At 59.6% G+C, this 10,933-nt stretch carries 8 protein-coding genes; 4 read left to right on the top strand and 4 right to left on the bottom strand.

Going from position 1 to position 10,933, the window contains the following annotated elements; translation table 11 throughout:
• The first annotated feature begins 15 nt into the window (after window positions 1-15).
• The 3 genes from ACP7E0_RS14650 to ACP7E0_RS14660 all read left to right on the top strand — a co-directional run bounded on the left by ACP7E0_RS14650 (window position 16) and on the right by ACP7E0_RS14660 (window position 2,340).
• A complete protein-coding gene (locus ACP7E0_RS14650) occupies window positions 16-792 on the top strand; it encodes an amino acid ABC transporter substrate-binding protein (RefSeq protein ID WP_426125757.1) in 777 nt (258 codons plus the stop codon).
• A 109-nt stretch (window positions 793-901) separates the two neighbouring features.
• A complete protein-coding gene (locus ACP7E0_RS14655; protein WP_426125758.1) occupies window positions 902-1,582 on the top strand; it encodes an amino acid ABC transporter permease in 681 nt (226 codons plus the stop codon).
• Window positions 1,579-2,340, top strand: a complete 762-nt coding sequence (locus tag ACP7E0_RS14660) for an amino acid ABC transporter ATP-binding protein (protein ID WP_426125759.1) — start codon at window positions 1,579-1,581, stop codon at window positions 2,338-2,340. Before ACP7E0_RS14655 ends, ACP7E0_RS14660 begins: the two co-directional genes overlap by 4 nt.
• Window positions 2,341-2,382: 42 nt before the next feature.
• Here the strand turns inward: ACP7E0_RS14660 and ACP7E0_RS14665 are convergent, their stop codons facing one another.
• From ACP7E0_RS14665 to ACP7E0_RS14675, 3 genes are all read right to left on the bottom strand, one after another.
• Window positions 2,383-2,952: an NADPH-dependent FMN reductase gene (locus ACP7E0_RS14665; RefSeq protein ID WP_426125760.1), complete on the bottom strand. Its 570-nt coding sequence runs from the start codon at window positions 2,950-2,952 to the stop codon at window positions 2,383-2,385.
• Between the two features lie 184 nt (window positions 2,953-3,136).
• A complete protein-coding gene (gene pyc, locus ACP7E0_RS14670) occupies window positions 3,137-6,595 on the bottom strand; it encodes a pyruvate carboxylase (RefSeq protein WP_426125762.1) in 3,459 nt (1,152 codons plus the stop codon).
• Between the two features lie 114 nt (window positions 6,596-6,709).
• Complete coding sequence (locus ACP7E0_RS14675; RefSeq protein ID WP_426125763.1) at window positions 6,710-7,450, bottom strand: LuxR family transcriptional regulator; 741 nt, start codon at window positions 7,448-7,450, stop codon at window positions 6,710-6,712.
• A gap of 457 nt (window positions 7,451-7,907) precedes the next feature.
• Here ACP7E0_RS14675 and ACP7E0_RS14680 point away from each other — a divergent pair, with 457 nt between their 5' ends.
• Complete coding sequence (locus ACP7E0_RS14680) at window positions 7,908-9,665, top strand: glucan ABC transporter ATP-binding protein/ permease (protein WP_426125764.1); 1,758 nt, start codon at window positions 7,908-7,910, stop codon at window positions 9,663-9,665.
• Window positions 9,666-9,713: 48 nt separating this feature from the next.
• On the opposite strand, the gene ACP7E0_RS14685 is transcribed toward ACP7E0_RS14680, so the two are convergent.
• Window positions 9,714-10,877, bottom strand: coding sequence for an OpgC family protein (locus ACP7E0_RS14685; protein ID WP_426125765.1), 1,164 nt, complete (start codon window positions 10,875-10,877; stop codon window positions 9,714-9,716).
• Window positions 10,878-10,933 lie beyond the last annotated feature (56 nt).

Here is a 10,933-nt window from a genome sequence, read left to right on the forward strand (position 1 = left end):
AGATGGAAAAACAAAATGAAATGGGTTCCCACACTTCTCGCCGCTGCCGCTTTTGCCCAGCTGGTATCGTTCGGCTCGGCTTCTGCCGGTGAAAACCTTCAAGCCGTCAAGTCGGCTGGCGCGCTGAAGATCGGCACGGAAGGCACCTACGCACCGTTCACCTATCATGATGAAAGCGGCAAGCTCGTCGGCTTCGACGTTGAAATCGGCGAAGCCGTGGCCAAGAGGCTTGGCGTCAAGGCCGAGTTCCTCGAAGGCAAGTGGGACGGCCTGATCGCCGGCCTCGACGCCAACCGCTACGACGCCGTCATCAACCAGGTCGGCATCACCGAAGAGCGCAAGAAGAAGTACGACTTCTCCGAGCCCTATATCGCCTCGAAGGCCGTTTTGATCGTCAAGTCGGACAATGCCGACATCAAGGATTTCCCGGACCTGAAGGGCAAGAATTCGGCCCAGTCGCTGACCAGCAATTTCGGTAAGCTGGCCCAGGCTTCCGGCGCTGAACTGATCGGCACAGACGGCTTCGACCAGTCGATCCAGCTGGTTTTGACCGGCCGTGCCGATGCAACGATCAACGACAGCCTGTCCTTCCTCGACTTCAAGAAGAAGAAGCCCGATGCGCCGGTCAAGATCGCTGCCGAGCAGGCGAATGCCGACTATTCCGGCATCATCGTGCGCAAGGGCGAGCCGGAACTTCTCGAAGCCATCAACAAGGCGCTGACCGAGATCAAGTCGGACGGTACCTATGAAGCCATCTCGCAGAAGTATTTCGGCGCAGACGTTTCGAAGTAACCTTTGAAACGGCGCTTCCGCACATGTTTCGTCGCGCCCTCGTCTGAACTATAAGTCATGATCCGTTCCGGCATCCGGGGCGGATCAAGTCGTTTGAAAGGCCCCGCCCGTGCCCCCTTGGCTTCAACTGATGCTCGATTCGCTCTGGCCGCTCTTGCGGGCCGGGCTGATTTTCACGATTCCGCTGACGCTGCTCTCTTTCACATTAGGGCTGGCGCTGGGCCTGCTGACGGCCGTGGCGCGGCTGTTCGGGCCAAAGCCATTGGTCGCCGTGGCGCGATTCTATGTCTGGGTCATTCGGGGCACACCGTTGCTCGTCCAGCTTTTCGTCATCTTCTACGGTCTGCCAAGCCTCGGTATCCTGCTCGATGCCTTTCCGGCGGCTCTGATCGGCTTCACGCTCAACATCGGCGCCTATACGTCCGAGATCATCCGCGCTGTTATCTCCTCGGTGCCGCGCGGCCAGTGGGAAGCCGCTTACTCGATCGGTATGAGCTGGAGCCAGGCGATGCGCCGCACCATCCTGCCGCAGGCAGCCCGCGTCGCCGTGCCGCCTTTGTCTAACACGTTCATTTCGCTGGTGAAGGATACCTCGCTTGCCGCCGCCATCACGGTGCCCGAACTGTTCCAGACGGCACAGCGCATCGTCGCCACCACCTATGAACCACTGATCCTCTATATCGAGGCGGCGCTGCTTTATCTGGCGCTGAGTTCCGTCCTCTCATCGCTGCAGGTGCGGCTGGAAAAACGCTTCGCCCGCTATGGCGGCTTCCTGGAGGCGCGGACATGATCGAGCTCACCCACATCGAAAAGCGCTTCGGCGACAATGTCGTCCTGAAGGATATCAGCGTGCGGATCGCCGAAGGCACGGTGACCGCACTGGTCGGGCCGTCCGGTGGCGGCAAGAGCACGATGCTGCGCTGCGTCAACCTCTTGGAAATCCCGACAGCCGGCACGATCCGGCTGGGCGAGGAAGAGATTACTTTCGAACCCAATAAAAAGACAGGCTGGGACGCCATCCAGCGCCTGCGCCGCCAGACCGGCATGGTGTTCCAGAATTTCCAGCTCTTCCCGCACCAGACGGCCATCGAAAACGTCATGGAAGGGCTGGTCACGGTGCTGAAATGGCCGAAGGAGAAGGCGAAAACCCGGGCGCAGGAATTGCTTGAAAAGGTCGGCATGTCGCACAAGGCCGACGCCTGGCCATCGACGCTCTCGGGCGGCCAGCAGCAACGCGTCGCCATCGCCCGGGCGCTTGCCCCTTCCCCGCGCGTGCTGCTTTGTGATGAACCGACCTCGGCGCTCGACCCGGAACTGGCCGAGGAAGTTGTCGAAGTGCTGAACCGGCTTGCAGCCGAAGGCACGACGATGATCATGGCGACCCATGATCTGCGCCTCGCCTCCAAGGTCGCCGATCAGGTCCTGTTCCTCGACGGCGGCCTCATTGTCGAGAGCGGCGCCCCGAAAAACATTTTCCAGACGCCGGAGCGGGAGCGAACGAAGAAGTTTATTTCGTCGCTGAGCGCGGGCAATAGCTACGATATATAGCGGCGCAAGGCACAAAGCGCAGTCTTGGAATAGGGCCTGGCCTTACCCGGTGACGACCGTGCGTCCGGCCTTCAGCGCATGGCCCCACCAGATGAGCTGATCGAGCTGGTTCTTGGCGGCTTCGGCCAGATGTGCATAGTCGTTCAAGCTTTTGCCTTCCTTGAGCACGCCAAGGAATTCGGCAAGGGCGATATGCACGCCGGTCTTGACTGAAGCTGCGCTCATTTCCACAAAGATCAGGCGAAGCTGCTCGACGGCGCGGGCACCGCCGACACCGCCATAACCGACGAAGGCAACAGGCTTTTGGATGAACTCGCCAAGATCGATGGCGTTCTTGAGCACGGCCGTGGGGCCATGATTGTATTCCGCCACTGTGATAATGTAGCCGTCGAATTCGCGAAGCTTGTTCTTCCATCGCTCTGCCGTCTCGCTCTCGGCCGTCGTTGCGCGTTCCTCGCCGAAGAAATGCATCGGATAGTCCAGCAGATCCAGCACTTCCACATCGATTTCCGGGCGATTGCCGGCAAGCTCGGCGATCCATTTCGCCGGATGGTCCGCGAACCGCCCGATGCGCGTGCTGCCGACGATGACTGCGATTTTCAGTTGGCTCATGAGTCGCGTTCCTCTGATAATGCCTCGAACAGATCCTGCAATTCGGACTGAGTACGGACGTGCGGACCTGCAGGTGCCGAGGCTTCTGAATAAAGCATCTTCCACCGTGCGCCATTCACACGATTAGGTGATCGCCACGGGGCCGGGCGGGTAAAGCGGCAGGGTTACTGCCGCTCCCGCACCCTCAAACCCCGTAGACGATCAGCAGATCCTTGGTATCGATCTGGTCGCCGGTCTTGACGAGGACTTCGGCAATCGTGCCGTCCTTTTCCGCGTGCAGCGCCGTTTCCATCTTCATGGCTTCGATGGAGAGCAGCACATCGCCGGACTTCACCGTCTGACCGGCCGATACCGTGACCGTCGAGATGACGCCCGGCATCGGTGCGCCGAGATGGGCGGTATTGCCGAGATCCGCCTTGCGACGGGCGGTGCTGGAGGCTGCGCGGTTGCGATCCGGAACCTTGATCAGGCGCGGTTGACCGTTGATCTCGAAGAATACCTTGACCATTGCCTGCTCGTCGGGCTCGCTCATCGCCTGATGCTGGACGACCAGCGAGACGCCCTTTTCGAGCTCCGGCAATAGCTCTTCGCCCGCCGAAAGCCCGTAGAAATAGGCCGGCGTCGGCAATACGCTGACGGGACCGTATGTGTCGGCGGCCAGCGCGTAGTCGGTAAAGACCTTCGGATACATCATGTACGAGGCGAACTCGTAATCGCTGACGGTGCGTTCCAGCTTTTCCTCGATCGCCTTGCGCTCGGCATCGAGATCGGCATCGGCAAGCAGCGAGCCCGGACGTTCCGTATAGGCCTTTTCGCCCTTCAGTGCTTTTTCCTGCAGCGCCTTTGGCCATCCGCCGGGGGGCTGGCCGAGATCGCCCTTCAGCATCGACACGACCGATTCCGGGAAGGACACATCCTTGGCCGGGTTCTTTACATCGGCAACCGTCAGGTCCTGGGAGACCATCATCAGCGCCATGTCACCGACCACCTTGGAGGACGGCGTCACCTTGACGATATCGCCGAACATCTGGTTGGCATCGGCATAGGCCTGCGCCACCTGGTGCCAGCGGGTTTCGAGACCCAGCGAGCGGGCCTGTTCCTTGAGGTTGGTAAACTGGCCACCCGGCATTTCATGCAGGTAGACTTCGGACGCCGGTCCCTTGAGATCGCTTTCGAACGCAGCGTACTGGTTGCGCACGGCTTCCCAGTAGAACGAGATGCGGCGGATCCATTCGGGATCGAGGCCCGGATCGCGTTCGGAACCGCGTAGGGCTTCGACGATGGAACCGAGGCAGGGCTGCGAGGTATTGCCGGAGAAAGCATCCATCGCCGCATCGACGACATCGACACCGGCATCTACGGCGGCAAGAACGGTCGCGGCGGAAATGCCCGACGTATCATGCGTGTGGAAATGGATCGGCAGGTCGGTCGCTTCACGCAACGCCTTGAATAGCACGGTGGCTGCGGCCGGCTTCAACAGCCCGGCCATGTCCTTTAGCGCGATCATGTGAGCGCCGGCCCGCTCCAGTTCGGCAGCCAGCGCGGTATAGTATTTCAGGTCGTATTTCGGGCGGGCGGAATTGAGGATATCGCCGGTATAGCAGATCGCCGCTTCGCAGATCTTGTTCTCTTCGGCCACCGCGTCCATCGAGACACGCATGTTGTCGACCCAGTTGAGGCAGTCGAACACACGGAAGACGTCGATGCCGCCCTTGGCCGCCTGGCGGACGAAGTATTTGACGACGTTGTCGGGATAGTTCTTGTAGCCGACGCCGTTGGCGCCGCGCAAAAGCATCTGCAAAAGCAGGTTCGGCGCATCCTCGCGCACCTTGGCAAGACGCTCCCATGGGTCTTCGGTGAGGAAGCGCATCGAGACGTCGAATGTCGCGCCGCCCCAGCATTCGAGCGAGAACAGGTTCGGCAGGGCGCGGGCATAGGTGCCGGCGATGCGGGCGATATCATAGGTGCGCACGCGGGTAGCCAGCAGCGACTGGTGACCGTCGCGCATGGTCGTATCGGTCAGAAGCACACGCTTTTCGGCCCGCACCCATTCGGCGAATTTCTTTGGTCCGAGCGCATCGAGCTTCTGCTTGGTACCATCGACGATCTCACCCTGCAGACGCGGAATGACCGGCTTTGCCGCGTCGGCGCTCGGCTTCGGGCGGCCCTTGGCTTCCGGGTGGCCGTTGACCGTAACGTCGGCAAGATAAGTCAGAAGCTTGGTGGCGCGGTCCTGGCGCTTAACCTGCTGGAACAGTTCCGGCGTCGTGTCGATGAACCGGGTGGTGTAGGTATTATCCTTGAATTTCGGATGCGTGATGATCGCTTCAAGGAAGGTCAGGTTTGTGGCGACGCCACGGATACGGAATTCGCGCAGCGCGCGGTCCATGCGGGCGATCGTCTCCTGCGGGCTCGGCGACCAGGCAGTGACCTTCACCAGCAGCGGATCGTAATAGCGGGTGATGACGGCGCCCGGATAGGCCGTTCCGCCGTCCAGACGGATACCGAAACCCGATGCCGAACGATAGCCGGTGATGCGGCCATAGTCGGGAATGAAGTTCTGCTCCGGATCTTCCGTGGTAATGCGGCACTGCAGCGCGTGGCCGTTGAGGCGAATATCTTCCTGCTTAGGCACGCCAGATTCCGGCGTGCCGATGGCAAAACCGTCGAGGATATGGATCTGCGCCTTGACGATATCGATGCCGGTAACGACTTCGGTGACCGTGTGCTCGACCTGAATGCGCGGATTGACTTCGATGAAGTAGAATTTGCCGCTATCCATATCCATCAGATATTCGACAGTGCCGGCACCGATATAGTTCGTCGCCTTGGCAATGCTCGTCGAATAGTTGGCAAGTTCCTGACGCTGGTCTTCCGTCAGATAGGGTGCCGGCGCGCGTTCGACGACCTTCTGGTTGCGGCGCTGAACCGAACAGTCGCGCTCGAACAGATGCACCACATTGCCATGGGTATCGCCCAGAACCTGACTTTCGACATGACGGGCACGCTCCACCAGCTTTTCGAGATAGACCTCGTCCTTGCCGAAGGCAGCCATCGCCTCACGCTTGGCTTCCGTCACTTCACGGGCGAGATCCTTTGGATCGCGGATCGCCCGCATGCCGCGGCCGCCGCCGCCCCAGGAGGCCTTGAGCATGACGGGGTAGCCGATCTCCTCGGCCATCTTTGCCACCACAACCATGTCATCTGGAAGCGGTTCGGTTGCCGGAACGACGGGAACGCCGATTTCGATGGCGAGATTCCGTGCAGCGACCTTGTTGCCGAGGCGCCGCATCGTATCGCCGGTCGGCCCGATGAAGATGATGCCGGCCGCCTTGCAGGCATCGACGAATTCCGGGCTTTCGGACAGAAGGCCGTAACCCGGATGGATGGCATCGGCGCCTGAGAGCTTGGCGACCCGGATGACTTCCTCGATCGACAGATAGCTTTCGATCGGCCCGAGATCGCGGGCAAGATGCGGCCCGCGCCCGACCTGATAACTCTCATCCGCCTTGAAGCGGTGAAGCGCCAGCTTGTCCTCTTCCGCCCATATCGCAACCGTTTTTATTCCCAGTTCGTTTGCAGCGCGAAAAACGCGAATGGCAATTTCAGAACGGTTGGCGACAAGGATCTTCGAAATGGGCAAGTCGGACTCCTCAAGACTTGAAACACGGTAATGCTGCACCGCGAAAAGAATTATTAGCGTTTCATGACTTGAAGTTCAATTTCAGAGTGACGCCCGGGAAAGATTCATTTTCCATCAGGAGATCAGACCCAGCCGGAACGACAGCGCCACGGCGTGATGGCGATTTTTCGCCCTCAGCTTGTCCTGGATACCATTCATGTACCAATCGACAGTGTGGGTTGAGATATCGAGAATCTTGCTGATCTCGTTCGAGGTCATCCCATCCGCTAGATAGTGCAGGGCTTCCATCTCGCGCCGGGTCATCTGCACATCGACGGTGGACACCATACCGGCAAGTACAGTCGGGTCGGAAAGCTCCAATAGGCGCCAGAATATCTTCTTGGAAATAGCGTCGAAGAGGCTCATTTCGACCGGACCGAGATCGACGATACGACCACCCAATGTCATATTGCCGAGCAGACCGCGGCGTCCGTGAACAGGAAAAATGTAGCCGTCATGGAGACCATGGCCGCGTGCATCGACCATCATGCGTTCCATGCGCTTGCGATGCGGGTCGGAGCGAAAGGCGATGACTGTATCGCGCCAGCGGAAGCCGCGTTGCGCATGGCCAAGATAGCGTATCGTCGGATCTATGATCACATATCGCTTCTTGATGTAGATCTGCGGCCAGCCATTCGGCCAGCGTCCGGCGAGTAGCAGGCTCAATGGGTCTTCGCTGGGCTTGGGCTGACGGACAATCCCGTAAAAGTCGAATCCATAGCGATCCAGAACCCGCTCGAATTCTTGAACAATCTCATCCCTGCTCCGCATCTCGTCCATCAGTGCCAAAAATTGCACCAGCAGCGTGATATTCATTTATGCCCCTTTTAAAAATTACTTTCAGTTTTCGGCCGCACCTGCCGCGCCGCAACATGAATGTGCCGTTCAGCACCCATTCATGTTGCAAACGCGATAATCCCCAACGTCAGTCTTGGAACCACCTAACACCGCATCGTCAACGAACTGCAAGGCGCGAAAAATAGCAAGCTATGAATGATGAACCTTAGAGTGTCTGGGCGTTCTGTCACCTCAAAGGGTTTATCATATTCCGGTTTGCTCGGCGAAGCCAAAAGTTGATGTCCGCATGTTGTGTTTCAAGAGAATGACGACGGAAGGACGGAGAAGATCAGGTTGGGAACTCCATCGGCCAAAGATGAGAGAATGAGTATTTTTTCCAAGCAGTTCTTTTCTTTCCAAGAGCATTCCCCGCGATGCAAATGCTCTGTTGCTTTTTCATTGCACCGCAAACCAACTGCCCAAGAGGGATAAGACAGTGTCATTGTTCCAGGTCTATGCAAGAGCGCTTCAGTATCTTGCCGTCCATAAACTCCGTGTTTCGGCCATTGTTGTCGCCAACATCGTCCTGGCGGTCATCACGATTGCGGAGCCCATTCTGTTCGGCCGTATCATCGACGCGATCTCCTCCAAACAGACCGTCACGCCCATGCTGTTGATGTGGGCCAGCCTCGGCGTCTTCAATACGGTCGCGTTCGTTCTGGTCGCCCGCGAGGCCGACCGGCTGGCGCACACGCGCCGCTCGACGTTGATTACAGAAGCCTTCGGCCGGATCATCTCGATGCCGCTGTCGTGGCACACGCAGCGCGGCACATCCAATGCCCTGCACACCCTGTTGCGCGCCTGCGAAACGCTGTTCGGCCTCTGGCTTGAATTCATGCGCCAGCATCTGGCGACCGCGGTCGCGCTGACGCTGCTCATCCCGACAGCCTTTGTCATGGACGTTCGCCTGTCGCTCGTTCTCGTCGTTCTCGGCGTGCTCTATGTCGTCGTCGGCAAGTTCGTCATGACGCGCACCAAGGAAGGTCAGGCTTCGGTCGAGGATCACTACCACACGGTTTTCTCGCATGTCTCCGACTCGATCAGCAACGTCTCCGTTGTCCATAGCTACAACCGCATCGAGGCCGAGACCCGCGAACTGAAGAACTTTACCCAGAAGCTGATCTCTGCGCAGCTGCCGGTCCTCGACTGGTGGGCGCTGGCCAGCGCGCTGAACCGCATGGCCTCGACCATCTCGATGATGGCCATCCTCGTCATCGGCACCGTGCTGGTGCAGAGGGGCGAACTTGGTATCGGCGACGTCATTGCCTTCATCGGCTTTGCCGGCCTGCTGATCGGCCGCCTCGACCAGATGAAAGCCTTCGTGACGCAGATTTTCGAAGCCCGCGCCAAGCTTGAAGACTTCTTCGTGCTGGAAGACTCGGTGCGTGAACGTGAAGAGCCTGCCGATGCCGGCGAATTGAACAATGTCCGCGGCGAAGTCGAATTCCGCGACGTTTCCTTCAACTTCGCCAATTCGACCGAAGGCATGCGCAACGTGTCGTTCACCGCCAAGGCCGGCCAGACGATCGCCATCGTCGGCCCGACCGGCGCCGGCAAGACGACGCTGGTCAACCTCCTGCAGCGTGTCCATGAGCCGGCTGGTGGCCAGATCCTTGTCGATGGCGTCGATATCTCGACCGTCACCCGCAAGTCACTGCGCCGCTCGATCGCCACCGTGTTCCAGGATGCGGGCCTGCTTAACCGGTCGATCTGCGAGAACATCCGTCTCGGCCGTGAAGATGCGTCGCTGGACGAAGTCATGGCTGCGGCCGAGGCCGCCGCTGCTGCCGACTTCATTGAAGGCCGTCAGGGCGGTTACGATACCCGCGTCGGCGAGCGTGGTAACCGGTTGTCTGGTGGCGAACGCCAGCGTATCGCCATTGCCAGGGCAATCCTGAAGAATGCGCCGATCCTCGTGCTCGACGAAGCGACAAGCGCGCTCGACGTCGAAACCGAGAACCGGGTGAAGGCTGCGATCGACAACCTGCGCAAGGATCGCACCACCTTCATCATCGCCCACCGCCTGTCGACGGTGCGCGAGGCCGATCTGGTGATCTTCATGGATCACGGCCGGATTGTCGAGATGGGTGGCTTCAACGAACTGAGCCAGAGCAATGGCCGGTTTGCCTCGCTACTGCGCGCCAGCGGCATCCTGACGGACGAAGACGTCCGCAAGAGCCACGCGGCCGCCTGATACCCGGCCAACCAGGGAACATGAAAAGGCCCCGCACAGGGGCCTTTTTTATGCCTTCGCCACAGCGGGCCGGGACAGGCCGCCGATCCAATCGAGGTAACGGGCATAGGCGAAGTGCAGACCGATGCCGGCTAGAACGAACAGCGTGCCCCAGAGGGGATCGCGTCCGGTTACAAACAGCAGCACCTGCCCGACCATCGCCAGGATCGTTCCGAAGATGAAGACCGGCAGCGAATGCCGGCCGATCAGGACGAGCGGGTGATCGATGCGCAGGCGCGTCATCCGGCTGAAGACAGGAAAGACCGTCAGCAGGTAGGCGAGCGCCAGAACGTGGACCAATCGCGTCAGGGACAGGAAGGTCTTGTCGAACCCCGTCAGCACAGACGGGAGTCCGTAAGAAAAATCAAGGTTCCACCAAGACAGCAGCACCCAGAAGAACGAGACCGTCACATAACCGCCCGCGATCGCCACCAAGACCGGATGGCGCGCAATCGGCTTTCCGGCGCGCGACCGCATCATACAGATCATCCCGATGACGAACAGGAACTGCCAGGACCAGGGATTGAGGAACCAGTAGCCCTCATCGAGGAAGTTGATGGGGACGATCGTGAAGATGCCGGCCGCAAGCCAGAGGGCCGCCGATGCCATGAACAGCAGGAACGGACTGCGCCCGTACAGCCAGAGCATGCCGGGCAAAAGCAGGAAGACGACGGCATACATCGACAGGATGTTGTTATAGCCCAGCTGGTGCCCGAGCAGCACCATGGCGACAAATCCCTGTTCGGTATGATCGACCAGCGGGCGGATATTGATCTCGCTGATCAGGTCCTGCCGGCCGAAATAGAGCGCTCCGCCCGCAAAGATCGCCAGCGTGATGATACTGGTCATGATATGCGCGATGTAGAGGGTGAACGCGCGCCGCCAGATTTTCAGGCTCAGCGCGAGGCGGTTGCAGATCGTGAACTTCCGCCCATAGGCGAGCCCAGCCGATAGTCCGGAGATCAGCACGAACGCCTCGGCCGAGTCCGAAAAGCCGAAATTCTTGGTGGTCAGATATTCGAGATATTGTCCCGGCACGTGATTGACGAAGATGGTCAGCAGACAGAGCGCCCGAAAGACGTCGAGGCGGGTGTCGCGCTGGGAGGGGACAGTCTGGGTTTCTCCCACGTGTCCATCACCGCCAGGCGCCTGGAATTGCAGCTTTTGAAGCATTCAGAATGGTCTCGTCCGAGTTCAGTGCCCCTGCCCCCATTGACGCGATATTGATG

Source organism: Pararhizobium sp. PWRC1-1 (assembly GCF_049897905.1).
Lineage (GTDB): Bacteria > Pseudomonadota > Alphaproteobacteria > Rhizobiales > Rhizobiaceae > Pararhizobium.

Bases quoted from the DNA above. Each gene is read 5' to 3' on its own strand.
- ACP7E0_RS14650 (WP_426125757.1), top strand. From the start codon at position 16: ATGAAATGGGTTCCCACACTTCTCGCCGCTGCCGCTTTTGCCCAGCTG.
- ACP7E0_RS14675 (WP_426125763.1), bottom strand. From the start codon at position 7,450: ATGAATATCACGCTGCTGGTGCAATTTTTGGCACTGATGGACGAGATG.
- ACP7E0_RS14685 (WP_426125765.1), bottom strand. From the start codon at position 10,877: ATGCTTCAAAAGCTGCAATTCCAGGCGCCTGGCGGTGATGGACACGTG.
- ACP7E0_RS14660 (WP_426125759.1), top strand. From the start codon at position 1,579: ATGATCGAGCTCACCCACATCGAAAAGCGCTTCGGCGACAATGTCGTC.
- ACP7E0_RS14665 (WP_426125760.1), bottom strand. From the start codon at position 2,952: ATGAGCCAACTGAAAATCGCAGTCATCGTCGGCAGCACGCGCATCGGG.